Annotated in this window: 26 protein-coding genes and 1 tRNA gene; 14 read left to right on the top strand and 13 right to left on the bottom strand. The window is 66.8% G+C overall.

Features of this window, described 5'->3' with window-relative positions:
- Positions 1–2: 2 nt before the first annotated feature.
- The 5 genes from ACW177_RS03100 to ACW177_RS03080 all read right to left on the bottom strand — a co-directional run bounded on the left by ACW177_RS03100 (position 3) and on the right by ACW177_RS03080 (position 5,181).
- The gene (locus tag ACW177_RS03100; RefSeq protein WP_492027202.1) at positions 3–533 is read right to left on the bottom strand and encodes a hypothetical protein; all 531 of its coding nucleotides are present in this window, start codon (positions 531–533) and stop codon (positions 3–5) included.
- A complete protein-coding gene (atpD, locus tag ACW177_RS03095) occupies positions 533–2,068 on the bottom strand; it encodes a F0F1 ATP synthase subunit beta (RefSeq protein WP_492027201.1) in 1,536 nt (511 codons plus the stop codon). Before atpD ends, ACW177_RS03100 begins: the two co-directional genes overlap by 1 nt.
- A 37-nt stretch (positions 2,069–2,105) precedes the next feature.
- Complete coding sequence (locus tag ACW177_RS03090; RefSeq protein ID WP_492027200.1) at positions 2,106–2,984, bottom strand: F0F1 ATP synthase subunit gamma; 879 nt, start codon at positions 2,982–2,984, stop codon at positions 2,106–2,108.
- A 34-nt stretch (positions 2,985–3,018) separates the two neighbouring features.
- Positions 3,019–4,551, bottom strand: coding sequence for a F0F1 ATP synthase subunit alpha (gene atpA, locus ACW177_RS03085; protein WP_492027199.1), 1,533 nt, complete (start codon positions 4,549–4,551; stop codon positions 3,019–3,021).
- 75 nt (positions 4,552–4,626) lie between these two features.
- Positions 4,627–5,181, bottom strand: coding sequence for a F0F1 ATP synthase subunit delta (locus ACW177_RS03080; protein WP_492027198.1), 555 nt, complete (start codon positions 5,179–5,181; stop codon positions 4,627–4,629).
- 277 nt (positions 5,182–5,458) lie between these two features.
- Here ACW177_RS03080 and ACW177_RS03075 point away from each other — a divergent pair, with 277 nt between their 5' ends.
- The 3 genes from ACW177_RS03075 (at position 5,459) to ACW177_RS03065 (ending at position 8,036) form a co-directional block, all read left to right on the top strand.
- On the top strand, positions 5,459–6,331 hold the full coding sequence (locus ACW177_RS03075; RefSeq protein WP_492027197.1) for an endonuclease/exonuclease/phosphatase family protein: 873 nt from the start codon (positions 5,459–5,461) through the stop codon (positions 6,329–6,331).
- A 99-nt stretch (positions 6,332–6,430) separates the two neighbouring features.
- Complete coding sequence (locus tag ACW177_RS03070; protein ID WP_492027196.1) at positions 6,431–7,258, top strand: TerC family protein; 828 nt, start codon at positions 6,431–6,433, stop codon at positions 7,256–7,258.
- Between the two features lie 4 nt (positions 7,259–7,262).
- Complete coding sequence (locus tag ACW177_RS03065) at positions 7,263–8,036, top strand: glutaminyl-peptide cyclotransferase (protein ID WP_492027195.1); 774 nt, start codon at positions 7,263–7,265, stop codon at positions 8,034–8,036.
- Here the strand turns inward: ACW177_RS03065 and ACW177_RS03060 are convergent.
- Positions 8,023–8,604: a DJ-1/PfpI family protein gene (locus ACW177_RS03060; protein ID WP_492027194.1), complete on the bottom strand. Its 582-nt coding sequence runs from the start codon at positions 8,602–8,604 to the stop codon at positions 8,023–8,025. The two genes, ACW177_RS03065 and ACW177_RS03060, sit on opposite strands and share 14 nt — an antisense overlap.
- Before the next feature lie 117 nt (positions 8,605–8,721).
- Positions 8,722–10,992, bottom strand: coding sequence for a catalase/peroxidase HPI (katG, locus tag ACW177_RS03055; protein ID WP_492027193.1), 2,271 nt, complete (start codon positions 10,990–10,992; stop codon positions 8,722–8,724).
- A gap of 142 nt (positions 10,993–11,134) precedes the next feature.
- On the opposite strand from katG, the gene ACW177_RS03050 reads away from it, so the two are divergent.
- Together ACW177_RS03050 and ACW177_RS03045 are read left to right on the top strand one after the other, a co-directional pair.
- Positions 11,135–12,034 (top strand): hydrogen peroxide-inducible genes activator, encoded by a 900-nt coding sequence (locus ACW177_RS03050; RefSeq protein ID WP_492027192.1) that lies wholly within the window; start codon positions 11,135–11,137, stop codon positions 12,032–12,034.
- A gap of 106 nt (positions 12,035–12,140) precedes the next feature.
- A complete protein-coding gene (locus tag ACW177_RS03045; protein WP_492027191.1) occupies positions 12,141–12,665 on the top strand; it encodes a hypothetical protein in 525 nt (174 codons plus the stop codon).
- Between the two features lie 61 nt (positions 12,666–12,726).
- On the opposite strand, the gene acnA is transcribed toward ACW177_RS03045, so the two are convergent.
- Positions 12,727–15,453: an aconitate hydratase AcnA gene (gene acnA, locus ACW177_RS03040; protein ID WP_492027190.1), complete on the bottom strand. Its 2,727-nt coding sequence runs from the start codon at positions 15,451–15,453 to the stop codon at positions 12,727–12,729.
- 339 nt (positions 15,454–15,792) lie between these two features.
- On the opposite strand from acnA, the gene ccmA reads away from it, so the two are divergent.
- The 7 genes from ccmA to ACW177_RS03005 all read left to right on the top strand — a co-directional run bounded on the left by ccmA (position 15,793) and on the right by ACW177_RS03005 (position 19,953).
- Positions 15,793–16,416 (top strand): heme ABC exporter ATP-binding protein CcmA, encoded by a 624-nt coding sequence (gene ccmA / locus ACW177_RS03035; protein ID WP_492027189.1) that lies wholly within the window; start codon positions 15,793–15,795, stop codon positions 16,414–16,416.
- A complete protein-coding gene (locus ACW177_RS03030) occupies positions 16,413–17,276 on the top strand; it encodes a DUF3800 domain-containing protein (protein ID WP_492027188.1) in 864 nt (287 codons plus the stop codon). The genes ccmA and ACW177_RS03030 overlap by 4 nt, the downstream gene beginning before the upstream one ends.
- Positions 17,277–17,364: 88 nt before the next feature.
- Positions 17,365–18,066, top strand: a complete 702-nt coding sequence (gene ccmB, locus ACW177_RS03025) for a heme exporter protein CcmB (RefSeq protein ID WP_492027187.1) — start codon at positions 17,365–17,367, stop codon at positions 18,064–18,066.
- Between the two features lie 54 nt (positions 18,067–18,120).
- On the top strand, positions 18,121–18,840 hold the full coding sequence (locus ACW177_RS03020) for a heme ABC transporter permease (protein ID WP_492027186.1): 720 nt from the start codon (positions 18,121–18,123) through the stop codon (positions 18,838–18,840).
- A 1-nt stretch (position 18,841) separates the two neighbouring features.
- Positions 18,842–19,054, top strand: coding sequence for a heme exporter protein CcmD (ccmD, locus tag ACW177_RS03015; protein ID WP_492027185.1), 213 nt, complete (start codon positions 18,842–18,844; stop codon positions 19,052–19,054).
- Positions 19,051–19,647 carry a DsbE family thiol:disulfide interchange protein gene (locus ACW177_RS03010; protein ID WP_492027184.1) on the top strand — a complete coding sequence of 199 codons (597 nt, stop codon included), beginning with the start codon at positions 19,051–19,053 and terminating at the stop codon, positions 19,645–19,647. Before ccmD ends, ACW177_RS03010 begins: the two co-directional genes overlap by 4 nt.
- Before the next feature lie 27 nt (positions 19,648–19,674).
- Positions 19,675–19,953, top strand: coding sequence for a hypothetical protein (locus ACW177_RS03005; RefSeq protein WP_492027183.1), 279 nt, complete (start codon positions 19,675–19,677; stop codon positions 19,951–19,953).
- Here ACW177_RS03005 and ACW177_RS03000 read toward each other — a convergent pair whose 3' ends face one another.
- Together ACW177_RS03000 and ACW177_RS02995 are read right to left on the bottom strand one after the other, a co-directional pair.
- The gene (locus ACW177_RS03000) at positions 19,954–20,724 is read right to left on the bottom strand and encodes a M48 family metallopeptidase (RefSeq protein WP_492027182.1); all 771 of its coding nucleotides are present in this window, start codon (positions 20,722–20,724) and stop codon (positions 19,954–19,956) included. It lies immediately after the preceding gene.
- A 176-nt stretch (positions 20,725–20,900) separates the two neighbouring features.
- Complete coding sequence (locus ACW177_RS02995) at positions 20,901–22,013, bottom strand: lipocalin-like domain-containing protein (protein WP_492027181.1); 1,113 nt, start codon at positions 22,011–22,013, stop codon at positions 20,901–20,903.
- A 160-nt stretch (positions 22,014–22,173) separates the two neighbouring features.
- On the opposite strand from ACW177_RS02995, the gene ACW177_RS02990 reads away from it, so the two are divergent.
- The gene (locus ACW177_RS02990; RefSeq protein WP_492027180.1) at positions 22,174–22,782 is read left to right on the top strand and encodes a TetR/AcrR family transcriptional regulator; all 609 of its coding nucleotides are present in this window, start codon (positions 22,174–22,176) and stop codon (positions 22,780–22,782) included.
- Here the strand turns inward: ACW177_RS02990 and ACW177_RS02985 are convergent.
- From ACW177_RS02985 to ACW177_RS02975, 3 genes are all read right to left on the bottom strand, one after another.
- Positions 22,773–23,162, bottom strand: coding sequence for a thiol-disulfide oxidoreductase DCC family protein (locus ACW177_RS02985; protein ID WP_492027179.1), 390 nt, complete (start codon positions 23,160–23,162; stop codon positions 22,773–22,775). The two genes, ACW177_RS02990 and ACW177_RS02985, sit on opposite strands and share 10 nt — an antisense overlap.
- 193 nt (positions 23,163–23,355) lie before the next feature.
- Positions 23,356–23,430, bottom strand: a tRNA-Gly gene (locus ACW177_RS02980).
- Positions 23,431–23,672: 242 nt separating this feature from the next.
- Positions 23,673–24,455 (bottom strand): SDR family NAD(P)-dependent oxidoreductase, encoded by a 783-nt coding sequence (locus ACW177_RS02975; RefSeq protein WP_492027178.1) that lies wholly within the window; start codon positions 24,453–24,455, stop codon positions 23,673–23,675.
- A 55-nt stretch (positions 24,456–24,510) separates the two neighbouring features.
- Here ACW177_RS02975 and ACW177_RS02970 point away from each other — a divergent pair, with 55 nt between their 5' ends.
- Positions 24,511–24,909: a YkvA family protein gene (locus ACW177_RS02970; protein WP_492027177.1), complete on the top strand. Its 399-nt coding sequence runs from the start codon at positions 24,511–24,513 to the stop codon at positions 24,907–24,909.
- Positions 24,910–25,015: the final 106 nt, after the last annotated feature.

The raw sequence follows: 25,015 nt of genomic DNA, 5'->3' as shown, positions 1-25,015 counted from the left end.
GCTCATTGCCCCTGCAGGCGTTGATATAATGCTGGTGTAAAGTCGAGATAGCCGTCGACAGCCCGTCGCTCGGAAGCTGTGCAGCCTGGCGCTGTGCTTATCTTGCCCACCCCCACATCTGGCTCTACGCGATAGATGGCCTTGATGAGCGCAATCTGGCGCTCCGACTTTCCCTCAGTGTCGCGGAAATATCGAATCATCGGATCGAAGCTGCGGCCACGCCAATCCAGCCCACATCTGTCCGCGTTCCGGGCGTCATAGCCAAGGTTGTAGACAGCACGAGCCTCCCGATCGGTTACGATGGGATTAGCGATCTCATCTTCCGTCGCGGGTTCACAGGGCGCTTCCCCGCATACCAAGTCAGACATCCGTCCGACGTAAGCCGCACGAACTCTCAAAGGCAGCGCATTCAGGATTTCCGTCGTCGCTGCTGGTATGACAACCTGACCGGGGGAGCCGGAAGATTGGGCTGTTGCGGCTCCCCAACTGACCAGAAGGCTTGCTCCTATTCCAAGGGGAACCAGAACTCGCATCAGGCTTCCGACGCCATCTTCTCGGCCTTGGCGACGGCCTCATCGATGGCGCCGACCATGTAGAAGGCGGCTTCCGGCAGGTGGTCGTACTCACCGGCGACGATGCCCTTGAACGAGCGGATCGTGTCGGCCAGCTCGACAAACTTGCCGGGCGAGTTGGTGAACTGTTCGGCCACGAAGAAGGGCTGCGACAGGAAGCGCTGGATCTTGCGGGCGCGCGAGACGACCAGCTTGTCCTCTTCCGACAGCTCATCCATGCCCAGGATGGCGATGATGTCCTTCAGGCCCTTGTACTGCTGCAGCACTTCCTGGACCGAACGGGCGACGTTGTAATGTTCTTCGCCGATGACCAGCGGGTCCATGATCCGCGAGGTCGAGTCCAGCGGATCGACGGCGGGGAAGATGGCCTGGGCGGCGATGTCGCGGTTCAGAACCGTGGTCGCGTCCAGGTGGGCGAAGGAGGCGGCGGGCGCCGGGTCGGTCAGGTCGTCGGCGGGCACATAGATGGCCTGAACCGAGGTGATCGAGCCCTTCTTGGTCGAGGTGATCCGCTCTTGCAGGTTGCCCATCTCGGTCGCCAGCGTCGGCTGATAGCCCACGGCCGAGGGGATGCGGCCCAGCAGAGCCGACACTTCGGAACCGGCCTGGGTGAAGCGGAAGATGTTGTCGACAAACAGCAGCACGTCCTTGCCTTCCTCGTCGCGGAAGTACTCGGCGATGGACAGGCCGGTCAGGGCGACGCGGGCGCGGGCGCCGGGGGGTTCGTTCATCTGGCCGTAGACCAGGGCGCACTTGGAGCCCTCGGTCGAACCGCCGTTCTTGGCCGGGTCCACGTTCACGTTGGACTCGATCATCTCGTGATACAGGTCGTTGCCTTCGCGGGTGCGCTCACCCACGCCGGCCAGAACCGAATAACCGCCGTACGCCTTGGCGATGTTGTTGATCAGTTCCTGCATGGTCACGGTCTTGCCCACGCCGGCGCCGCCGAACAGGCCGATCTTGCCGCCCTTGGTGTAGGGGCACATCAGGTCGATGACCTTGATGCCCGTGACCAGGATTTCCGACGAGGTGGACTGCTCCTCGAACGAGGGCGCCTCCTTGTGGATCGGGCGGAATTCGGCGGTCTTGATCGGGCCCTGCTCGTCGATCGGCTGGCCGACGACGTTCATGATGCGGCCCAGGGTGCCGGGGCCGACCGGCGCCTGGATCGACGATCCGGTGTCCGACACGGGCTGACCGCGCGTCAGGCCTTCGGTCGTGTCCATCGAGATGGTGCGGACCATGTTCTCACCCAGGTGCTGGGCGACTTCCAGAACCAGGGTGAAGGGCTCGCCCGTCTTCTGGTCGATGTTCTGGGTGTGCAGGGCGTTCAGGATCGCCGGCAGATGGCCGGTGAACTCGACGTCCACGACGGCGCCGATGACCTGGGCGATCTTGCCGGTGGCGACGACGGAGCCCGTCGCGGTCGAGGCGGCGGGCGCCTTCTTGACGGCGGGTTTGCGGGCGGCGGGTTTCTTGGCGACGGTGTCGGTCATGGCTGGGGTCCGTATCGGAATGTCTGTTCGGTCGGGATCAGAGGGCTTCGGCGCCGGCGATGATCTCGATCAGCTCGGTGGTGATCTGGGCTTGGCGCTTGCGGTTGTATTGCAGCGTCAGGGCGTTGATGAGGTCGCCGGCGTTGCGCGTGGCGTTGTCCATCGCCGCCATCTGCGACCCGAAGAAGCCGGCCTGGTTCTCGTACAGGGCGGCCAGGATCTGGGTCGTCAGGTTGCGGGGCAGCAGGGTCTCGAGGATTTCCTCTTCCGAGGGCTCGTAGTCATAGACCGCGCCGTTCAGGTCGATCGGGGCCGCGTCGCCCTCGACCACGGCCGGGATCAGCTGTTTGCCGGTCGGGACCTGCTGGATGACCGACTTGAACTGGCTGTAGAACAGGGTGACCACATCGGCCTGACCGTCCTCGAACGCCGTGGCGATCATTTCGGCGACTGGCTGGGCCAGGGGCAGGCCGACGGTCTTCTGGGCGCTGAGTTCGAAGGTGTGAACCACCTTGGCGCCGTAAAGACGCGTCAGCTGATCGCGCGACTTGCGGCCGACGGCGATGATGGCCACGTCCTTGCCGTTGGCGATCAGGCTGTTGATCCGCTCGCGTGCGGCGCGGATGACGTTGGTCGAGAAACCGCCCGCCAGACCCTTGTCCGCCGTCGCCACCACGATCAGGTGACGCTGGTCCTGACCCGTGCCGGCCAACAGCTTGGGCGCGTCGGCGCCCGAGACGCCGGCGGCCAGGTTGGCGATGACCGAGGCCATCTTGCGCGCATAGGGTCGGGCGCTCTCGGCCTGGTCCTGAGCGCGTTTCAGCTTGGCCGCGGCGACCATCTGCATGGCCTTCGTGATCTTCTGCGTGGCTTTCACGCTTCCGATCCGATTGCGCATTTCCTTGAGGCTGGCCATCCGGCTTTGCTCTTCCTCTAACTAACCGGCGGGTTCAGGCGAAGGTCTTGACGAAGGCGGCCAGGATGTCCTTCAGCTCGGCCTCGAGGTCGGCGGTCAGGTCCTTCTTGGTGCGGATGCCGTCCAGCAGCGAGGCGTGGTTCGCGTGGATGCGGGCCAGCAGTTCCTTCTCGAACCGGCCGACGTCGCCCACGGCGATCCCGTCGATATAGCCGCGCGTACCGGCGTAGACCGAGACGACCTGTTCTTCCATCGCCAGCGGCGAGTACTGCGGCTGCTTCAGCAGCTCGGTCAGGCGTTCGCCGCGGGCCAGCAGCTTCTGGGTCGAGGCGTCCAGGTCCGAGCCGAACTTGGCGAAGGCGGCCATCTCGCGATACTGGGCCAGCTCGCCCTTGATGGTGCCGGCGACCTTCTTCATCGCCTTGGTCTGGGCCGAGGAGCCGACGCGCGACACCGAGATGCCGACGTTCACGGCCGGACGGATGCCCTGGTAGAACAGGTCCGATTCCAGGAAGATCTGGCCGTCGGTGATCGAGATCACGTTGGTCGGGATATAGGCCGAGACGTCGTTGGCCTGGGTTTCGATGATCGGCAGGGCGGTCATCGAGCCCGAGCCGTAGTCGGCGTTCAGCTTGGCCGAGCGCTCGAGCAGGCGGCTGTGCAGGTAGAAGACGTCGCCCGGATAGGCTTCACGGCCCGGCGGGCGGCGCAGCAGCAGGGACATCTGGCGATAGGCCACAGCCTGCTTGGACAGGTCGTCATAGACGATCAGGGCGTGCATGCCGTTGTCGCGGAAGAACTCGCCCATGGCGGTGCCGGCGAAGGGCGCCAGGAACTGCAGCGGGGCCGGTTCCGAAGCCGTGGCGGCGACGACGATGGTGTATTCCAGCGCGCCCGACTCTTCGAGGGTCTTGACGATCTGGGCGACGGTCGAACGCTTCTGGCCGATGGCGACGTAGATGCAATAGAGCTTGGCGCTCTCGTCATCGGTCTTGTTGACGTTCTTCTGGTTCAGGATGGTGTCGACGGCGACGGCGGTCTTGCCGACCTGACGGTCGCCGATGATCAGCTCGCGCTGGCCGCGGCCGACGGGGATCAGGGTGTCGATGGCCTTCAGGCCGGTCTGCATCGGCTCGTGGACCGACTTGCGGGGGATGATGCCCGGAGCCTTGACGTCGACGCGGCGGCGCTCGGTGAACTGGATCGGGCCCTTGCCGTCGATCGGCTCGCCCAGCGGGTTGACGACGCGGCCCAGCAGGCCCTTGCCGACCGGCACGTCCACGATCTCGCCCAGGCGGCGCACGTCGTCGCCCTCGGCGATGGCGGCGTCGGCGCCGAAGATCACGGCGCCCACATTGTCGCGTTCCAGGTTCAGGGCCATGCCCTTGACGCCGGCCTTGGTGAACTCGACCATTTCGCCGGCCTGGACATTGTCCAGACCGTGGATGCGGGCGATGCCGTCGCCGACCGACAGCACGCTGCCGACGTCGGAGACATCGGCTTCGACGCCGAAGTTGGCGATCTGCGACTTGAGGATGGCCGAGATTTCAGCGGCGCGGATGTCCATGACGGGCTCTCTGTTCTTCAGTCTTCTGCGGGTGCGCCGATCAGGCGCGCTTCATTCTTGGGGCGGGAAGCGGGCTTACGCCCGCTTGAGGGCGAACTTCATCTGGTCGAGCTTGGTCTTCAGCGAGGCGTCGAACAGTTTCGAGCCGACCTTGATCTTCAGGCCGCCCAGGATCGACGGATCGACGCGCGTGGTCAGTTCCGGCGCCTTGCCCAGGCTGGCGTTCAGCGCGGTCTTGATCGCCGCCACTTGCTTGGCGTCCAGCGGCTGGGCCGAGACGACCTCGGCGGCGACGATGCCGGCGTGTTTGGCGTAGCGGGCCTCGAAACCGGCGATCACGCCCGGCAGGTCCTTGGCGCGATGGTTCTGCGCCAGCAGGCCCAGGAAGTTGGCGGTCGTCTGTTCGAACTTGGCCTTGGCGGCGATGGCGACCAGACCCTTGCCCTGATCCTCGGCCGAAATGACCGGCGAGGTGGCCAGGCGGCGCAGGTCGGCGCTCTCGATCCAGGCGGCCTTCAGCGACTCCAGATCAGCACGGACGGCGTCCAGGCGGCCGGTTTCCAGCGCCAGATCAAACAGCGCCTGTGCGTAGCGATCGCCGACTTCCGTCGTTCTGAAATCATCAGCCACTGATTAGGGTCCGAGGTCGTTGTGTCAGGGTCGCGACCGATTGCGGGGGTCGCAACGGTCAAAAGCCTGAAATGCTTACGGAAAGCACGATAGAGGCCGTATTCGTGAATACGCCCCCTTCAAGCCGGGCGCCTGATAGCACGGGGTTTTGCCGCTCGCAACATTGCGTGAAGGGCGAAGAAGCCGCACCCCGGTCGCAGCCTGGGCCCTTCCCGTGTCTCACGCCGGTCATCCGCACGTGGGACACTGCTCCCTTCCCCTGTCGCCGAGGCCCGAGATGAAGCCCACCGTCCTGTTGATCGCCGCCGCCTTCGCCGCCCTGGCCACCGGCGCAGCCGCCCAGCCTTCGGCAGCAGAAGGACCGCGCCCGGTGCGGCTGATGAGCTACAACATCCGCTACGACGCGCCCGACGACATCCCGAACTGGCCCCAGCGCCGCCCGCACATGGCGCGCCAGATCGCCTTCTTCGATCCCGACGTCCTGGGGGTTCAGGAGGCTCTGCTTCCCATGGTCGCCTATCTGGCCGAACAGGCTCCCGCCTATGACCACTACGGCGTCGGTCGCGACGACGGCGCCCAGACGGGCGAGACGACCACCCTGTTCTGGCGTCGCGACAGGTTCGAGACCGTCAGCACCCAGACCCTGTGGTGCTCGCCCACGCCGGACCGGCCGTCCAAAGGCTGGGACGCCGCCCTGCCCCGCACCATCACCCGCGTCGTCCTGCGAGACCGAACCGACGGCGGCCTGCTGGATATCCGCAACGCCCATTTCGACCATGTCGGCGTGATCGCCCGTGAGCATTGCGCCACCCAGGCCGCCGAGATGGCGCCGGCCTCGGTCGGGGGCGTGACGGCGGCTGTGGTCCTGATGGGGGATTTCAACACCGGCCCGGACAGCGCCCCCTATCGCCGGATCGTCGCCTCGGGCCTGCGCGACGCCCGCGCGGTCAGCCCCGTCGTCTTCGGTCCCGCCGGCACCTACAACGCCTTCGACATCGCCAAGGACAACGACGGCGTCGCCATCGACCATGTCTTCGTCGGCCCCGGCCTGTCGGTGGAGCGATACGGCGTCCCGACCGACTCCTTTTCGGGACTGGTGATTTCGGACCATTTCCCCCTGGTCGTGGACGTGACGCGCGCCCGGCCATGAGGGCGGGGTGCGACCATTACGCCGCACCCTCTCTCGCTTGATCGGAACCCGCTTCGGCCCTAGCGCTTAACGCTGACGCTTTTCCTTCCAGGATCCCTCATGTTCGACAGCATTACGCCCCTGCTCTCCGACCCGGCCGCCTGGGCCGCGCTGGTGACGCTCATCGTGATGGAGGTCGTGCTCGGCATCGACAACCTGATCTTCATCTCGATCCTGTCGAACAAACTGCCCGAGCATCAGCGCCAGAAGGTCCGGCGCATCGGCATCGGCCTGGCCCTGGTCATGCGCCTGGCCCTGTTGTCGATCATCGCCTGGCTGGTCGGCCTGGTTCAGCCGGTGCTCACCCTCATGGGCAACGAATTCTCGTGGAAGGATCTGATCCTAATCGCGGGCGGCCTGTTCCTGGTCTGGAAGGCCACCAAGGAGATCCACCACACCGTCGATCCCACGCCCACCCATGACGTCATGGACAAGAAGGACGTGATGATCACGAACGCCGGCGCGGCGATCTTCCAGATCATCCTGCTGGACATCGTCTTCTCCATCGACTCGATCCTGACTGCCGTGGGCATGACCGAACACCTGCCGATCATGGTGATCGCGGTTCTGGTCGCCGTGACTGTCATGCTGCTGGCCGCCGACCCCCTGGCCAACTTCATCAACGAGAATCCCAGCGTCGTCATGCTGGCCCTCGGCTTCCTGCTGATGATCGGCATGGTGCTGATCGCCGACGGCTTCGGCTATCATGTGCCCAAGGGCTATATCTACGCCGCCATGGCCTTCTCGGCCGGGGTCGAGGCGCTGAACATGCTGGGCCGTCGCTCCGCCACCAAGAAAGAAAAGGCCGAGGCCGCACGCGCCGAGGCCGATCAGGCCGAGGCCCGCGCCCAGAAGGCCGAGGCTGAAGCCGCCGCAGAAAAGGCCTGAGCCGATGATCCGCCTGTCGCCTCGTTTCGCCGGCCTCGCCGCTGGCTTCCTGCTGGCGACAGGCGCCGTCCTGCCGGCCCGCGCCGCGGTCCCCGTTCAGGCCTATGAGGTCGTCCGCGCCTATCCGCACGACAAGACGGCCTTCACCGAGGGCCTCTTCTTCCATCAGGGGGCGCTGTACGAGAGCACGGGCCTCTACCCTTCCTTCATCCGTCAGGTTCAGCTGGAGACGGGCGAGGTGGTGCGCCAGCGCGACCTGCCGACCGTCTATTTCGGCGAGGGCATGACCACGCTGAACGGCAAGCTCTACAGCCTGACCTGGCGCAACCACATCGGCTTTATCTGGAAGCTGGACGACTTCTCGCCCCTGGGCGGCTTCTCCTATCCGGGAGAAGGCTGGGCCCTGACCACCGACGGGCGGCGGCTGATCATGAGCGACGGCACCGATCAGCTGCGCTTCCTCGACCCCGACACCCTGGCCGAGACCGGCCGTATCTCAGTCACCGCCGACGGCAAGCCGCTGGATCAGATCAACGAGCTGGAGTGGATCGACGGCGAGGTCTTCGCCAACCTGTGGCAAGACAACCGTATCGCCCGCATCGACCCGGAGACGGGGGTGGTGAAGGCCTTTATCGACCTGACCGACCTGGTCCCCAAGAACGCCGGCCTGGACCCCAGGGACGACGTCCTGAACGGCATCGCCTGGGACGCCGCCGGTAAACGCCTGTTCGTCACCGGCAAGCGCTGGCCGCAACTGTTCGAGATCAAGCTGCGCTGACGGACGGCGAATGTTCGGCGCCGAAGAGGCGGAGGTAGGCGTCAAGTTCCGCGTTTCGCAGACCCAGCGACTCCAGGACCGCAGCCATGAAACTGACGGGCGCCGTGCCCGCCGCCGTGACAATCCGCTCGGCCAAAACGGCGTGCGGCTGATCGCGGTAATGGGCCGCGCCGGCATAGTCAGTGATTGAGAGGCTGTCCGGCCCATTGGCGGTATGGCCCACATGATCCAACAACCCAGCGCGCGCCAGGGCCAGGGTTCCATCGCAAATCCCGCCGACCGTCTTTCCGGCGGCATGGGCCTGGTGCAGCAGATCGGACACGTCCGGCGCGTCGGGCTGACGCCAGATGGACCCGCCGTTGACCAGGATCGCATCGACCTCGTCGATATCGATGTCCTCGATGGCCAGATTGGGAACGACGAACAGCCCCCCGGCGGACACCACCTCCTCGCCCTCGGGCGAGGCGAACAGGGTTTCGATCCCATAATGGCTGCGCGCGCCCGCCATGATCAGCGCGGTTTCCCAGTCGGCGTAGTCGGGTGTCAGAAGCGTTACGATGGTAGTCACGGCGGCCTCCCTTGCCTGTCGCTTCAATCTAGCGAAGCCGCGTGACAGTTCTGCCCGTCAAGACGAGGCGGACGCCATGCGACGCCCGCCCCTTTTCGTCACCGCGTGAGCTGCCGATCAGCCGTGCAGGTCGAACCGGTCCAACTCCATGACCCGGGCCCAGGCCGCCACGAAGTCATCGACCAGCTTCGTCTGTCCATCCGCCCCGGCATAGACCTCGGCCAGGGCGCGAAGCACGGCGTTGGAACCGAACACCAGATCGACGCGGGTGCCGGTCCAGCGCAGCTCTCCGGTCTTGCGGTCGCGCCCGTCGAACAGGTCCTTGGCCGACGAAGCCGCCGTCCATTTCACGCCCATGTCCAGCAGATTGACGAAGACGTCGTTGGTCAGGGCGCCCGGCCGCTCCGTCAGCACCCCATGGGTCGAACCGCCCACATTGATGTTGATGGCCCGAAGCCCCCCGATCAGCGCCGTCATCTCGGGCGCGGTCAGGGTCAGACGCTGGGCCTGGTCGATCAGCAGGGATTCGGCGGGAACGGCGTAGCGGGCCTTCTGATAGTTGCGGAAGCCGTCGGCGACCGGCTCCAGATAGCTGAAGGACTCAACGTCGGTCTGGGCCTGGCTGGCGTCCGTCCGGCCGGGCGTGAAGGGCACGACGACCTCATGTCCGGCCGCCTTGGCCGCCTGTTCGACCCCCGCCGCGCCGGCCAGCACGATCAGGTCGGCCAGCGACACCTTCTTGCCGCCGACCTGGGCCTGGTTGAAGGCGAACTGCACGCCTTCCAGGGTCTTCAGCACCCGCTCCAACTGCTGGGGCTGGTTGACGGCCCAGTCCTTCTGCGGCGCCAGCCGAATGCGTGCGCCGTTTGCGCCGCCGCGCTTGTCGCCGCCCCGGAAGGTCGAGGCCGAGGCCCAGGCCACGCCCACCAGTTCCGAAACGCTCAGACCCGTGGCCAGCACCTGGGTCTTCAGCGCGACCACGTCGGCCGCGTCGATTAGCGGATGATCGACGGCCGGCACGGGATCCTGCCAGACCAGTTCCTCCTTGGGGATCTCCGGGCCCACATAGCGCGAGCGCGGACCCAGATCGCGGTGGGTCAACTTGAACCAGGCTCGAGCGAAGGCCTCGGCGAAGGCCTGGGGATTGTTCAGGAAGCGGCGCGAGATCTTCTCGTATTCCGGATCGAACCGCAGCGACAGGTCGGTGGTCAGCATGGTCGGCCGACGCATCTTGGTCGGATCATGGGCGTCAGGAATGATCTCGCCCGCGTCCTTGGCCACCCACTGGTGCGCCCCGGCCGGCGACTTCTCCAGCTCCCATTCGAAGGCGAACAGGTTCTCGAAGAAGAAGTTGCTCCACTGGGCCGGGGTCTGGGTCCAGGTGACTTCCAGGCCGCTGGTGATGGCGTCGCCGGCCGATCCTTTGCCGAAGCTGGAGGCCCAGCCCAGGCCCTGGGCTTCCAGACCGTCAGCCTCGGGCTCGGGCCCGACGTGGTCGGCCGGGCCGGCGCCGTGGGTCTTGCCGAAGGTGTGGCCGCCGGCGATCAGGGCGACCGTCTCCTCGTCATTCATCGCCATCCGCGCGAAGGTGTCACGAATATCGCGCGCCGCAGCGATCGGATCGGGATTGCCGTCCGGGCCTTCCGGGTTGACGTAGATCAGGCCCATCTGGACCGCCGCCAGCGGGTTCTCCAGGTCACGGGTGTGCCGGTCCCCGTCGGCGGTGTCGTCCGCGACCAGCACCGCCTCGTCGGCGGGCTTATCGACGCCATGCGAGCCGTGAGAATAGCGTGCGTCGCCGCCCAGCCAGGTGTTTTCACGCCCCCAATAGACGTCCTGATCCGGCTCCCAGGTGTCCTCGCGACCCCCGGCGAAGCCAAAGGTGCGGAAGCCCATGGTCTCCAGCGCCACATTGCCGGTCAGGATCAGCAGGTCGGCCCAGGATATGGCCTGACCGTATTTCTGTTTGATCGGCCACAGCAGGCGGCGCGACTTGTCGATGTTCACATTGTCCGGCCACGAGTTCAGCGGCGCGAACCGCTGCTGGCCACGACCGCCGCCGCCCCGTCCGTCGCCGACCCGATAGGTGCCCGCGCTGTGCCAGGCCATGCGGATGAACTGGGGTCCGTAATGGCCGAAGTCCGCCGGCCACCAGTCCTGCGAGTCGGTCATCAGCTGGCGCAGGTCGTTCTTCAGCGCCTCATAGTCCAGCTTGGAGAAGGCCTCGCGATAGTTGAAGTCCTCGCCCAGCGGGTTCGACCGCGACGAATGCTGGTTCAGCAGGTCGGTGCGCAGCTGCCCCGGCCACCAGTCGCGGTTCTGGACCCCGCCCCCGGCGACCGACTCTGTCGTCGCGCCTGAGAACGGGCATTTGGCTTCGGTGGTCATGGCGGTCTTCCCTATGATGGCGCGATGCGGCGGGCGTTTTGGCGATAGCCCTTTGGCTGACGTGGCTATTGAACACGGCCCAGCTTCATAAGACCAATCGATTATCTTTGATTTTTGTATAGGCCCGCCCTATTCGTCCGAAATGCTCCCCACCCTGCGTCAACTCCAGTACCTGAAGCTCCTCGCCGAACACGGCAGCTTCTCCCGCGCCGCCGAGGCCGCCCACGTCAGCCAGCCCGCCCTCAGCGCCGGGGTTCAGGAGCTGGAACGGATCCTGGGCGCCCCCGTGGTCGAGCGGGCGCGCGGCGCCGTCATCATGACCGCCGTGGGGGTCGAGGCCGTGCGCCGGGCCGAGGACGTCCTGGCCCGGACCGAGGATCTGGTCGAGGCGGCCAAGAACGCCGGCCGCCTGCTCTCGGGCCGGTTCCGCCTGGGCGTCATCCCGACCGTCGCACCCTTCCTGCTGCCCGCCAAACTGCCGTCCCTAAAGACCGCCTATCCGAACCTGAAACTGTTCATCCGCGAGGATCTGACGCCCCGTCTGATCGCCGCCCTGAAGGCGGGCCAGATCGACGCCGCCGTCATCGCCCTGCCCTATGAGGCGCCGGGCGTCGAACACGCCCGCATCGGCGACGACGAGATCATGGCCGCCGCCCCCCACGACCACGCCCTGGCCGCGCCCGGCCCGATCCGTCCCGGCTCGCTGCGGGCCGAGGATCTGATCCTGCTGGAGGACGGCCACTGCCTGCGCGACCACGCCCTGGCGGCTCTCGACATCGAGGCCCCGCGCGGCGACGACGTCTTCGCCGCCACCAGCCTGCACACCCTGATCCAGATGGTCGGTTCGGGCCTGGGCGTCTCCTTCCTGCCCAAGATGGCGGTCCAGGCCGGCCTGGCCGACACCCCCTCGGTCGTCATCCGCGCCTTCGAAAACCAGGCCGACGGCGCCCCGCCCCACCGCGAAATCGTCGTCGCCTGGCGCTCCGGCTCCAGCCGCGCGGCCGAGGCTCGGCTGCTGGCGGAAGCGCTGAAGTTGGATTGAGGAAACCAGCCCTTCGGCGACTTACGGCGAATTCACCCACATAAACCAATGTTCACTGGATGAGCGGAGGGACGCGGTTCACAGACGGCGGCGAGGGAGAACTCCAATGAAACGCCTGCTCGCCGCCTTGACGCTCAGCGTATCCGCCGCCGCCTGCGCGCCCGTCGTTCAGGGCGGTCCGCCTATGGATCTGCCGCCGGGTCTGGCCGAAACCGCCCGCGTGACCTCCGTCGTTCTCTCCAGCGAGTGGTTGGATGCGGAGGAGGACTTCGCCGAAACCTTCTCGGAAGAGGTGATGGAGGAACTGGATATGTGCGCCTACGGGACCTATCCGGTGCAGGTTCGCGTCCATGTCGAGGATCTTGATCGTGCCGGTCGGCTCGAGGTCCTTTTCAGAGGCGACGGCGAGCATCGGCTGCGCGCGGTCGCCGAACTGGTCGATCCCGCCCGTCAGGGCCAGATCCTCGGCCGCTATCCGATCGAGGTGTCCGTCGGCGCCGGCGGCCGGATCGCCGGCCTGGCGGGCGACCGGCAGATGATCGTGTCCGAGGCCTTCGGCCGCGCCCTGTGCGACGCCGCCTTCGCTCGCAATCCCCGCCGCCCAGGTCCGCATAACGCCACGCGGGGCTAATAACGAAAAGGGCCGGCGGATCGCTCCGCCGGCCCCTTCTGTTTCAGCCTGAGGCCGCTGCCTATTCGGCCGCGATCGGGGCTTCGGTTTCCGGGCCGCGGGCCAGGTTGCGCAGGACGTAGGGCATGACGCCGCCGGCCAGCAGATAGTCCATCTCGGTCTGGTTATCGATGCGGCAGCGGACCGGGAAGCGGGCCATCTTGCCGTCCGACGGGCGGAACAGCTCGACCCACAGGTCCTGACGCGGACGCAGCTTGCCGACATTGGCGTCGGACAGGCCGCGGATGGTGACGATCTCCTCGCCGGTCAGGCCCAGCTTCTGCCAGCCGTCCTGTTTGAACTGCAGCGGCACGACGCCCATGCCGACCAGGTTCGAACGGTGGATGCGCTCGAAGCTTTCGGCGATGACGGCGCGAACGCCCAGCAGGCGCGTGCCCTTGGCCGCCCAGTCGCGCGACGAGCCGGTGCCGTATTCCTTGCCGGCGAAGACGACCAGCGGCCGGCCTTCCGACTGGTAGCGCATGGCGGCGTCATAGATCGACATGGTGTCGTTCGACGGGAAGTGCTTCGTGACGCCGCCCTCGATCTCGGGCGTGATCCGGTTCTTGATCCGGATATTGGCGAAGGTGCCGCGCATCATGACTTCGTGGTTGCCGCGGCGGGCGCCGTAGCTGTTGAACTCGGCCGCCTCGACGCCGTGGTTGGTCAGATAGACGCCGGCGGGCGAGGTCTTCTTGATCGAACCGGCCGGAGAAATGTGGTCGGTGGTGATCGAGTCGCCGAAGATGGCCAGGACGCGCGCCTCGACCACGTCCTGAACCGGGGTCAGGTCCATGGACAGGCCTTCGAAGTAGGGCGGGTTGGCCACATAGGTGGAGGCGTCGTCCCACTCATAGGTCTGACCGCCGGCGACCTTGATCGCCTGCCAGTGCTTGTCGCCCTTGAACACGTCCTTGTAGCGCTTGGCGAACATGGCCGGGGTGACCGACTTCTTCTGGATGTCGGCGATCTCCTGCGAGGTCGGCCAGATGTCCTTCAGGAAGACGTCATTGCCCTTCTTGTCCTGACCGATGGCGTCCTTGGTGATGTCGATCCGCATCGAGCCGGCGATGGCGTAGGCCACGACCAGCGGCGGCGAGGCCAAATAGTTGGCCTGGACGTCCGGGTTCACGCGCCCTTCGAAGTTGCGGTTGCCCGACAGGACCGAGGTCGCGACCAGGGCGTTGTCGTTGATCGCCTTCGAGATCGCCGGATCCAGCGGACCCGAGTTGCCGATGCAGGTGGTGCAGCCATAGCCGACCAGGTTGAAGCCCAGGGCGTCCAGGTCCTTTTGCAGGCCGGCGTCGGTCAGATAGTCGGTGACGACCTGCGAGCCGGGGGCCAGCGAGGTCTTGACCCAGGGCTTGGCCTTCAGGCCCAGAGCATGGGCCTTGCGCGCCACCAGGCCGGCGGCGATCAGCACCGACGGGTTGGAGGTGTTGGTGCAGGAGGTGATGGCGGCGATGACGACGTCGCCGTCGCCAACGGTGAACTTCTCACCCTCGACGGCCGCGCGCGGGGCGTCGGTCGGACGGGCGAAGACATCGACCAGGGCGGTTTCAAAGGCCGGGGCTGCGGTGGTCAGTTCGACGCGGTCCTGCGGACGCTTCGGTCCGGCCAGCGACGGCACGACCGAGGCCAGGTCCAGTTCCAGAACGTCGGTGAAGACCGGGTCTTCCGAGGTCTCGTCGATCCACAGGCCTTGCGCCTTGGCGTAGGCTTCGACCAGGGCGACGCGCGCCTTGTCGCGCCCCGTGGCGGTCAGATAGCCGATGGTGGCGGCCGAGACGGGGAAGAAGCCGCAGGTGGCGCCGTATTCGGGGGCCATGTTGGCGATGGTCGCCTGGTCCTCGATGGTCATGTTCGGCAGGGCGTCGCCGAAGAATTCGACGAACTTGCCGACCACGCCCTTCTTGCGCAGCATCTGGGTGACGGTCAGCACCAGGTCGGTCGCGGTCGTGCCTTCCGGCAGACGGCCGGTCAGTTTGAAGCCGATGACCTCGGGGATCAGCATCGGGATCGGCTGGCCCAGCATGGCCGCCTCGGCCTCGATGCCGCCGACGCCCCAGCCCAGAACGGCCAGGCCGTTGATCATGGTGGTGTGGCTGTCGGTGCCGACGACGGTGTCGGGATAGGCGACGGTCTTCTTGCCTTCGTCCAGGGTCCAGACGGTCTGGGCCAGGTTCTCCAGGTTCACCTGGTGGCAGATGCCGGTGCCGGGGGGCACGACGCGGAAGTTGTTGAAGGCCGACGAACCCCAGCGCAGGAAGTTGTAGCGTTCGATGTTGCGCTCATATTCGCGCTCGACGTTCTGGCCGAAGGCCTTGGCCGTGCCGAAGTGGTCGACCATGACCGAGTGGTCGATGACCAGATCGACTGGAACCAGCGGATTGATCTTGGCGGCGTCGGCGCCCAGGGCGCTCATGGCGTCGCGCATGGCGGCCAGATCGACCACGGCGGGCACCCCGGTGAAGTCCTGCATCAGGACGCGGGCCGGACGGAAGGCGATCTCGTGCTCGACCGAGCCCTTGTTCTCGACCCAGGCGGCGACGGCCTTCAGGTCGTCCTGCGTCACCGAGACGCCGTCTTCGTTGCGCAGCAGGTTCTCCAGCAGCACCTTCATCGAGCGCGGCAGACGGGAAATCCCGGTCAGACCGGCTTCCTCGGCGGCCGGAAGGCTGTAATAGGCGTATTTCTTGCGCCCGACGGAAAGGTCCTGGCGGGTGTTGAAGCTGTCGGTGGACGGCATGGAGAGTTTTCCTCTGTTCAGCGCCGCCCGACAATCCGGTTGCGCCTTCGCGCGACAGACGCAGCGGCTCACAGGGCCCCTGCGCGCGCGGCGAAAGCCTGCTGCGGCAATCGTGCCTATAGTCCGCTCATCGCGCACCGTCCATGTGTCCACACCCTCGACGCGGACATTGAGAAAGGTTCTCAAAACAAAGGCGTTCTTCTCCCTCCCCTTCATGGGGAGGGACGATCGCGCAGCGATCAGGGTGGGGCCGTCAGGATCGCATCGGCGGACACGCCCCCACCCGGGCTCGGCTGACGCCTCGCCGTCCCTCCCCATGAAGGGGAGGGAGAGTTCGTCATGATCCACACCCTCTCGATCTCCGACCTGACCGTCTCACGCGGCGAACGCCGTCTGTTCCAGGGTCTCGACCTGCGCATCCAGGCCGGAGAAGCCGTAGTGCTGACGGGCGCCAATGGCGCGGGCAAGACCAGTCTGCTGCGGACCATCGCGGGCCTGTTACGCCCCGACGCCGGCGAGGTCGCCTTCCATGACGGCGACGGCAACCCGCTGGATGAGCGACTGGCGCGCGGCCGCGAAACCCATTTCCTCGGTCACCAGGACGGACTGAAGACCAGCCGAACGGCGCGCGAGGAACTGGGCTTCCAGTGCGACTGGCTGGGTCATGTCCAATGCGGCATGGACGATGCGGTCCAGGCTTTCGGCCTCGCTCCCCTGCTGGACCTTGAAGTCCGCCGCCTGTCCGCCGGTCAACGCCGCCGCCTGGCCATGGGCCGGCTGGTCGGATCGCCGCGCGCCCTGTGGCTGCTGGACGAGCCGATGGCCCCGCTGGACGCCCGCTGGCGCGCCGTCTTCGCCGACCAGATGCGCCGCCATCTCGACGCCGACGGCCTGATCCTCGCCGCCGTCCACGACCCCCTGCCCCTCCCGGCCCGCACTCTGGACCTGGGAGGCCTGACGTGAGCTGGTCCTTCTTCATCGACGAGTCCGGTCAGGATCGTCGCGCCTCGCCATATGAGGTACTGGCGGCCATCGGGGTCGAGGACCGCCGCATCTGGCCTTTGATCAGACAACTGTCCGACGCTCAGGCCCACTTCTTCGGCATGCGGCTTTTCGAGGCCTATGGACGCGAGGCCAAGGCTCAGAAGCTGCTCAACGCCAAGACCTTCCGGCTCGCCGGGCAGATGCCGCCCTTCGACCATGCCGAGCGCACCCGGTTGGCAAACGAAGCCTTGATGGACGGCGCGCATCCGACGACCGAACGACTGACCGCCCTCGGCCAAGCGAAGATCGCCTACTGCCGTTTCGCCTTGCAACTCGCGCGCCGCCAGAAGGCCCAGGTCTTCGCCACCATCGTCCCTCGCACTGCGCCCAGGCCGGACGACTTCAACGCCTTGCGCAAGGACTATGCCTATTTGTTCGAGCGGGTCTTCTACTTCCTGAACGGGTTGGAGGAGGAGCCCATGGGCTATCTGGTCTTCGACGAGATTGACCGGAGCGCCTGCCATATCCTGCTGGGACAGGTCTCGAACTATTTCGTGCGCACGGCGAATGGACGGACCCGGGCGCGCCTGATCATTCCCGAACCCTTCTTCGTTCACAGCGACCTGACCACCCTCGTCCAACTGGCGGACATCATGGCCTATGTGATCAGTTGGGGCGTAAGGCTGCGAAGCATGAACGAACCGGCGCGCGCTGAACTGTCGCTTATCGCCGACGACGTCTTGGCCCTGAGGTTCGCGCGACGCCTCGCCGGCGGGGAATGGCAATCCGGCTTCAAGGTCATCAACGACCTTAGGCCTGCCGGCGGGGCCCGAAATTGAAAAAGGCAATGCTCCCGTTTCCGGTCACAAAGCCTCCAAGAGGCAATATCGTGATCTCGCCCCGCAGTGTCAACGACGGAGCAGGCGAATGAGGTCGGACGCCGAACCCCGCCCGCCCGGCCTGCGCGGCGCGACGCGCGTGCTGTTGGAGCGGGAGCTGGATCTGGCCTGGAGCGGCGGGGGCGGTCCCCTGCTAGCCTGCGGCTTCTTCGCCTGTCTGACCGCCGTCCTGCCCCTGGCCGTGGGGGGCGATCCGCGCACGCTTTCGCCCGTGGCGGGCGGGATCGCCTGGCTGGCCCTGGCCCTCGCCTCGCTGCTGTCGCTGGAGCGGCTGTTCGAACGGGATCTGGAGGATGGGGCGCTGGACCTGCTGGCCCTGGGCCATCTGCCGCTGGAATCGGTCGTTCTGATCAAGGCCCTGGCCCAGTGGATCGCCGTCGGCCTGCCCCTGGCCCTGACCGCGCCGGTCGCCGCCCTGGCCCTGGGCCTGCCGCCGGCCCTGGTCCCGCTCACCGCCCTGTCGGCCCTGATCGGTGGGGCGGGCTTCGCCTGTACAGGAACCCTGGGCGCGGCCCTGGCCCTGGGGGCGAAACGCGGCGGCCTGCTGATCGCCGTCGTGGTCCTGCCCCTGTTCATTCCCCCCGTGGTGTTCGGCGCCGGGGCGCTGGAACGCGCCGCCTCGGGCCAGTCGCCCGCCCCGGCCCTGGCCTTCCTGGGCGCCTATGTCCTGTTCGCGGGCGTCGTCGCCGCCTTCGCCGGGGCGGCGGCGGTCAGGAACGCCCAGGGATGACCGCCGTGATCCGCCGCTTGCCCGTCGAGCCACCGCCGCGTAATCGCTGAAGCCATGTTCGGCCTGTCCAACCCGCAGCGCTTCATGGCCTTCACCGGCCCGCTGACGCCCGTCCTCTGGGCGGTCGCCGCCGTGCTGCTGGTGGTCGGGGCCTGGCTCAGCTTCTCTGTCCCCGCCGACTATCAGCAGGGCGACACGGTGCGGATCATGTTCGTCCATGTGCCCGCCGCCGTCTGGGGCCTGGGCGCCTATTCGGCCCTGGGCGTCTCCAGCTTCTTCGCCCTGGTGTTCCGCCACGCCCTGGCCGACGCCGCCGCCCGCGCCGCCGCCCTGCCCGGCGCCGCCTTCACGGCCCTGGCCCTGTTCACCGGCTCGCTGTGGGGCCAGCCGATGTGGGGAACCTGGTGGGTGTGGGACGCGCGCCTGACCAGCGTGCTGGTCCTGTTCCTCTTCTACCTCGGCTATATGGCGCTGCGGGCCTCGATCGACGACGAGCAGAAGGGCGCCCGCGCCGCCGCCGTCCTGGGCCTGGTCGGCCTGATCAACCTGCCGATCGTCAAATTCTCGGTCGACTGGTGGAACACCCTGCACCAGCCGGCCAGCTTCCTGACCCCCGGATCCTCAGGCCTGGACCCCGTCTATCTGCCGCCCTTCCTGACCATGCTGGCGGCCTATGGGGTGCTGTTCGCGGCCCTGTGGCTGATGGCGATCCGCACCGAGATCCGCCGTCGCCGCGTCCTGACCCTGCGCGCCCGTAAAGCCCTGGAAGCGTAAGATGCTCGACCTCGACATGACCCCCTACGCCGCCTTCGTCTGGCCCGCCTGGGGCGTCAGCGCTGTGGTCCTGACCGCCTTGGCCGCCCGCGCCGTCATCGCCTCCCGCAAATGGCAGCGCGAACTGGCGCGGTTGGAGACGGACCCTACACCGGACGCCGCAGACTCCAATCGCCCTCAAGTAGCGCGAAGCGCGGTAGGGCCCCAAAAGTGAACCGCTGGCTGGCCCTGCTGCCGCTGGTCGTGGTGGCGGCGCTTTTCACCCTGTTCATCGGCTGGTCGCTGAAACGCGATCCCGCCTTCAAGCCCGACGCCATGGTCGGCCAGCCGATTCCGGAGACCGTCCTGCCCATGCTGACCGGCGACGCCGCCGGTCCGGGGAATCTGGACCTGAAGACGGCGGGCGTCGGCCGGCCCATGCTGGTCAATGTCTTCGCCTCCTGGTGCGCCCCCTGCCGGATCGAACACCCCAGGCTTCTGGCGCTGAAGGCGCGCGGGATCGCCGTCGTCGGCGTGGCCTACAAGGACGAGCCGTTCGCCACCCGCGCCTTCCTGGACGAGTTGGGCGATCCCTATTCGATGGTTCTGGTGGACCGCGAGGGTCGGGCCGGTCTCGATCTGGGCATTTCCGGCGTGCCCGAGACCTTCGCCGTCGACGCCATGGGTCGGATCACCGCCAAACAGTCCGGCCCCCTGCTGAATGACGCCGACATCGAGCGTCTGGTCGCCTCGATGCAGGCTCCACCGAGGCCGACGCCAAACAAAAAGCGCGTTAACGTTCTTTCGAGACATCTTGTTAACGATTGATCGCTTCGGATGCGTTAACGATTGGGCATGAGCGCGATTCGCCCAGGTTTGCCGCAGACTGCCCCGTCGCAAGGCTCCGCCCTGCCGACGGCGCGAAACGCGCAGGCCGCCTTCTTCCGCGCCGCGCTGAACCAAGTCCAGACGACGCAAGTACAGACAACTCAAGTACAGGCCACTCAGGTCCAGGCCACGCAGGTTCAAACGCCCGCCGCCAACCCGACCCGCCCGGTCGCGGCGACGGCCGCAGCCGACGGGGAAACACCCCGGATCATGCGCCCGGGGACCTATCTCGACATCAAGGTCTGATCAGCTCCAGCCCTTGCTGGCGATATATTGCTGCAGCAGATCGATCCGCGTCGCATCGGACGGGTGGGTCGAGGCGAACTGCGGAATATTGGCCTGGCGTTGCGCCGCCATCAGCCGCCACAGGGCGACGGCCTCGGAGGGCCTGAACCCCGCCGCCGCCATATAGTCCACGCCCAGTCGGTCGGCCTCCAGCTCGTCACGTCGCGAATAGGGCAGCAGCAGCCCATACTGGGCCGCCAGGCCGCCGTAGGCGTTGACCGCATTGCCATAGCGTCCTGCCGCGCCCTGGGCCGCCGCCAGACCCTCAGCCGTCAGCGACTGGCTGGAGGCGCGTTCGGCCGCATGGTTGGCGACGACATGACCGATCTCATGGCCGATGACGCTGGCCAGTTGGTCGTCGTTCTGTACCAGGGCCAGCAGGCTGTCGGTCACCCCGATCTGGCCCGACGGCAGGACGAAGGCGTTGAGGCTTTTCTCGCTGAAGACGGCGTAGTCCCAGGTGCGTCCGCCCAGGCCCGCCGCCTGAACCAGCCGCCCGCCGACACGACGGATACGATCGACCTGCGCCCCCGAGGTCTGGACGCCCGGCTTGGCGATGGCCTCGCGCCAGGCGGCGGTCGATTGCTGCGACAGGGAGGCGTTGTCCACCAGCAGCAGCTGGTTGCGGCCCAGCGCCTCATTGTAGGCGCAGGCCGACAGGGCCGAGGTCGCGACAGCGGCAGCCAGGATACGGGCTGCGAGAGCTGGGGCGGGACGACGAAGGGCGATCATGGGCGGCCTCTTTGGCTTGGACACGAAAACAGCCAAGCAAATCCCGCGGCCCGGGTCGAGGTTCCCTGCCGGTGAGGCTCGCATCCAGCGCCTAGCTGCGGAGCCTCAACAGATTATCCATCCGGTCCCGCCGCCGCCGATCAAGAGATCGGCGACGGCAGGGCGCGGCGCTGGCGTCAAACGACGATGCCGCCGATCATCTCGAACAGGGCATGGGTCTCGATGCGCGTCGATCCCATCCGCCCGGAGACACGGCAGAGCGATTGCCCGCCATTGTGGCCCTGGCCTGCAGGATAGACGAACTCGGGCTTGGACATCATGGCGGTCAGGACGATGTCGAGATCAAGCTTGGGCGCCGTGATGCGCGTCACGCCGGGATATTTCTGTCCGGTGTCGCTGCTGGTCCAGACCTTGTCGTATTCGACCCGCGCCTCGACGTTCGATTGTACGCCGTCCTCGCGCATATAGGTCAGAAAGGTCCAACGCTTGTCCGCGCCCATCACGTCCCAGAACGAGAGGGCCGCGCGGTTGCCTTCGCCGAAAGCGAGCCCCAACCAGGTCCAGTGGGCTTCGTTGACCACTGCGGCGTTGCGCATCAGGTCCTGCGGCGTCAGCCCGTCAGCAACGCCCCATTGCCGATCGAACCAGACCGCATCCGTATCGACCTCGAAGGCCTCGCCGTCGATGGTGACCACGCCCGTGGTGATCATGTTGGGGAAGGCGAACTCGTAGGAGTCCGTACCCAGGAACGGCAGCAGGCCGGTCGTGCCGTTGTAGAGTTCCGCCGCCTGGGGCCGCATCACCACATCGACGCTGTTGGCGCCGTTCACGGCCTTAAGCCGCATTTCAGAGCGGTCGCCGGTCAGGGAGCCTACGGTCGAATAGACGTTCATCTCGCTGGTCGAGGCGCCCACCGTCGCAGACGCCGCCTCGGCCGCCGCATAGGGTCTGAACACGTCGTCGGTCGCATTCATGACCAGGAACTCGGTGGCGCTGCCCATGGCCGTGACGCCCTGGTGCCATTCGAAGCCGATGATCTTGCCACGGCTCTCGAAGGCGGCGTTGACGTACCAGGACTCCACGAACGTATTGGTGTGACCAGGCAGATCCGTCGTGCCGTCGACGAAGAGCGGCGTACCCAGCTGACTGCGCTGGGCCGCGCTGGCGACGCCCGGCGCAAACAGGGCCGGACCGGCGGTCGAGACCGCAGCGCCGACGGCGAGGCCGCCCAGCAGCCTGCGCCGGCTCAGCGACAGGGGCGCCGGACGTTTTGAATGGGTGGCCTGCATCTCATAACCCTCGTTTCGCTTTAGGTGTGTAGCGTAATTAGATACGCTGCTGACCTGCCTATGGGATCACATATTCGCTAAACATGTGTAGCGAAACCAGCTATCATGCCGCCCAGTCCGCATCAAGGGTGGGGGCGAAGGTTTCATCAAAAGGCGACCCATGCCCAATTCCAGCCTAGACGCCGCACAGCCGGGCCGCCCACGCGACCGGGCCCTGGACGAGGCGATCCTGCGCGTGACGCTTCAGCTGCTGGCCCAGACCGGGCTGGAGAGCGTCACCATGGCCAAGATCTGCAGACTCTCGGGCATTCCCGCCACCAGCATCTATCGGCGCTATCCCGACGCCCAGAGCGTCATAGTGGCGGCCATCGAGCATGACCTGCAAAAGATGCAGATGACCCTGCCGGACAGGGGGGCGCTGCGGGCGGACCTGGCGGCCTTTGTCGCACTGGTGGCTGACACGCTCAACGAGGATCGGGCGCGGATGCTGGCCGGCATGATCCTGCCGATGCACAAGGAGCCGCGACTGGCCAGCCTGCTGGCCTCCCGGCTGGAGGAGTTGCGCAGCCGGCTCTGGCGCGGGATCATCGAACGCGCGATCCGCCGCGGCGAATTGCGCAACGACGCCCTGGAGGCGCAGCCGCTGGATGAGGTGGCCCAAACCATGATCTTCTACCAGGCCGTCGTCCGGCAGAAGCCGGCGGATGAAGCCTTCCTCGTGCGGCTGATCGACAACGTCTTGATGCCGGCGCTCGCGTCCTATCGCTGATCCGCAACAGGACCGACCAGGGCTTGGAGCCGAGGTCGCACGCGAAGAAAAACTCGATACGCGACGTCCAGCCCCGCCAGCACGACCGGCGCGCGCGCCGCCAGCCCGAGGGGTCGCAGCAGGGGAATGGCCCGCCACATCGCCGCAAAGGCGGCGGCTCCGGACAGCAGCCGCCCGTCCTCGCTGGCGTGAAACCGGGCCAGCAGGGCGTCGCGATCCAGCGGGCAGGACGCGTCGGCCCCGTCGGCCACATCGATGAACCGGATGGCGTCCCGGCGGTCCAGCCGCCGCATCAACGCGATCTCGCGACGGCACAGGGGGCAATCCCCGTCATACCAGACAAGCAGAGGGATCTTGGTCGGGGGCGACGCTGGCGGCAAGGACGGCTCCTGTCATCGACGACGACGGCGTTCCGGGGGCGCAGCGCGCAGTCGCAGTGATATACGGCGACTTCCAGCGGCCGGATCTGCAACGCCGTGGCCTTCAGCTTTCTGGGTCAGAGCTGAGGGGGACGGGGCAAAAAAATCGGGGCCTGCCGAAAACGACAGGCCCCTGATTTTGTCAGTCTCGACTTGGAGCGGGCGAAGAGATTCGAACTCTCGACCCCAACCTTGGCAAGGTTGTGCTCTACCACTGAGCTACGCCCGCACTCCGTAGGAGCTAGGTGCGCTCCCCGTCGAGGAGGGGGCGTATAGCGGAGGGTTGATCGGTCCTGCAAGCTCTTTTTTGCGGCTATCGCGCTTCGCGCTATTTGAGCCGAATTCATACCTAAACGGCCGAAGCCGGAACGCCCGTGCTCTCGCCGCCTGAGCGCTTTCGCGCTCAAGCAGCGAGCTTCGTCATTCCCGCGAAGGCGGGAACGCGCGGCGAGCGTAGCGCCCCTCCGCGCGTCAGCGCGGCGCCAATCTGATAGCCCCGTCCAGCCGGATGCACTCGCCGTTGATATAGACGTTGCGCGCCAGCTCCAGCACCAGGGACGCATAGTCGGCGGGCGTGCCCAGGCGGCTGGGGAAGGGGATGGCGGCGGCCAGGGCGTCCTGGATCTTCTGGTCCATGCCGGCCATCATCGGCGTCCACATGATGCCGGGTAGGATGGTGTTGCAGCGGACGCCTTCCTGGGCCAGATCCCGCGCGATGGGCAGGGTCATGGCGTAGACGCCGCCCTTGGACGCCGAATAGGCCGCCTGGCCGATCTGGCCGTCCTGGGCCGCCACCGACGCCGTATTGACGATCAGGCCGCGCTCGCCGTCCGCCATCGGCTCCAGCGTCACCATGCCCGCCGCAGACTGCGACAGGACACGGAAGGTGCCGAACAGATTGACCCGCACCGTGCGTTCGAACTGGGCCATGTCGTGGGCCTTGATCTCGCCGGTGTCCTTCTTGCGCGAGACGGTCTTCATGCCGGTGGCGATGCCGGCGCAGTTGACGGTCAGCCGCTCCTGGCCATGGGCCGCGCGGGCCTTTTCGAAGGCGGCGGCGACCGAGGCGTCGTCGGTGACGTCCACCTGGCAGAAGACCCCGCCGATCTCGGCCGCGACGGCCTCGCCCCTCTCGGCGTTCAGGTCGAACAGAGCCACCTTGGCCCCGGTGGCGGCGATGGCGCGCGCCGTACCTTCGCCCAGGCCGGACGCCCCGCCCGTGACCACCGCTGCGATACTGTTGTCGAGTTTCATCCCTGTCGTTCCTATGTTGTAATGAACCTGAGTTTCGTTTGAGGATTTAGCGGCCATGACCGCCAAAGCCAAACCCGCCGATCCATCCGACGCCCTGGACCCACGCAAGGCCCTGGTCCCGTCCGTGGTCAAGGTCAACGAGGTGCGCGTCGCCAAGGGCTTCTGGCCCAAGCTACAGCGCACGGCGGCCCGCATTCCCTTCGCGGATCAGGCGCTGGCCGCCTGGTACGCCGCGCGCGATCCGGCCACACCTCTTCCCGCAAAAGGCATGATCTTCGCCGGCCTGGCCTATTTCATCATGCCGATCGACGCGATCCCCGACCTGTTCGCCGGCATCGGCTACACCGACGACGCCGCCGTCATCGCCGCCCTGATCGCCACCCTGGGCGCCAACATCAAACGCCGCCACCGCGACCAGGCCGAGGACGCGGTTGAGCGGCTGAAGGGGAAATAGTCCAACCCCTCTCCCCTTGCGGGAGAGGGAGACCGCGCACGGCGGCGCAGCCGTCGTCCTTGCGCGGTCGGGCGAGGGGTCGCGCCGGCCTCGCCGTTTCGCACAA

The sequence above is a fragment of the Brevundimonas sp. AVps23W genome (genome assembly GCF_058681395.1).
Note: the sequence above shows the minus strand (reverse complement) of the source record. Positions and strands in the feature narration are given on the sequence as shown.

Excerpts from the sequence above, each read along its gene's own strand:
- ACW177_RS03100 (WP_492027202.1), bottom strand. The coding sequence starts at position 533 with ATGCGAGTTCTGGTTCCCCTTGGAATAGGAGCAAGCCTTCTGGTCAGT.
- atpD (WP_492027201.1), bottom strand. The coding sequence starts at position 2,068 with ATGACCGACACCGTCGCCAAGAAACCCGCCGCCCGCAAACCCGCCGTC.
- ACW177_RS03090 (WP_492027200.1), bottom strand. The coding sequence starts at position 2,984 with ATGGCCAGCCTCAAGGAAATGCGCAATCGGATCGGAAGCGTGAAAGCC.
- atpA (WP_492027199.1), bottom strand. The coding sequence starts at position 4,551 with ATGGACATCCGCGCCGCTGAAATCTCGGCCATCCTCAAGTCGCAGATC.
- ACW177_RS03075 (WP_492027197.1), top strand. The coding sequence starts at position 5,459 with ATGAAGCCCACCGTCCTGTTGATCGCCGCCGCCTTCGCCGCCCTGGCC.
- ACW177_RS03070 (WP_492027196.1), top strand. The coding sequence starts at position 6,431 with ATGTTCGACAGCATTACGCCCCTGCTCTCCGACCCGGCCGCCTGGGCC.
- ACW177_RS03065 (WP_492027195.1), top strand. The coding sequence starts at position 7,263 with ATGATCCGCCTGTCGCCTCGTTTCGCCGGCCTCGCCGCTGGCTTCCTG.
- katG (WP_492027193.1), bottom strand. The coding sequence starts at position 10,992 with ATGACCACCGAAGCCAAATGCCCGTTCTCAGGCGCGACGACAGAGTCG.
- ACW177_RS03050 (WP_492027192.1), top strand. The coding sequence starts at position 11,135 with ATGCTCCCCACCCTGCGTCAACTCCAGTACCTGAAGCTCCTCGCCGAA.
- ACW177_RS03045 (WP_492027191.1), top strand. The coding sequence starts at position 12,141 with ATGAAACGCCTGCTCGCCGCCTTGACGCTCAGCGTATCCGCCGCCGCC.
- acnA (WP_492027190.1), bottom strand. The coding sequence starts at position 15,453 with ATGCCGTCCACCGACAGCTTCAACACCCGCCAGGACCTTTCCGTCGGG.
- ccmA (WP_492027189.1), top strand. The coding sequence starts at position 15,793 with ATGATCCACACCCTCTCGATCTCCGACCTGACCGTCTCACGCGGCGAA.
- ccmB (WP_492027187.1), top strand. The coding sequence starts at position 17,365 with ATGAGGTCGGACGCCGAACCCCGCCCGCCCGGCCTGCGCGGCGCGACG.
- ACW177_RS03020 (WP_492027186.1), top strand. The coding sequence starts at position 18,121 with ATGTTCGGCCTGTCCAACCCGCAGCGCTTCATGGCCTTCACCGGCCCG.
- ccmD (WP_492027185.1), top strand. The coding sequence starts at position 18,842 with ATGCTCGACCTCGACATGACCCCCTACGCCGCCTTCGTCTGGCCCGCC.
- ACW177_RS03005 (WP_492027183.1), top strand. The coding sequence starts at position 19,675 with ATGAGCGCGATTCGCCCAGGTTTGCCGCAGACTGCCCCGTCGCAAGGC.
- ACW177_RS03000 (WP_492027182.1), bottom strand. The coding sequence starts at position 20,724 with ATGATCGCCCTTCGTCGTCCCGCCCCAGCTCTCGCAGCCCGTATCCTG.
- ACW177_RS02995 (WP_492027181.1), bottom strand. The coding sequence starts at position 22,013 with ATGCAGGCCACCCATTCAAAACGTCCGGCGCCCCTGTCGCTGAGCCGG.
- ACW177_RS02990 (WP_492027180.1), top strand. The coding sequence starts at position 22,174 with ATGCCCAATTCCAGCCTAGACGCCGCACAGCCGGGCCGCCCACGCGAC.
- ACW177_RS02975 (WP_492027178.1), bottom strand. The coding sequence starts at position 24,455 with ATGAAACTCGACAACAGTATCGCAGCGGTGGTCACGGGCGGGGCGTCC.
- ACW177_RS02970 (WP_492027177.1), top strand. The coding sequence starts at position 24,511 with ATGACCGCCAAAGCCAAACCCGCCGATCCATCCGACGCCCTGGACCCA.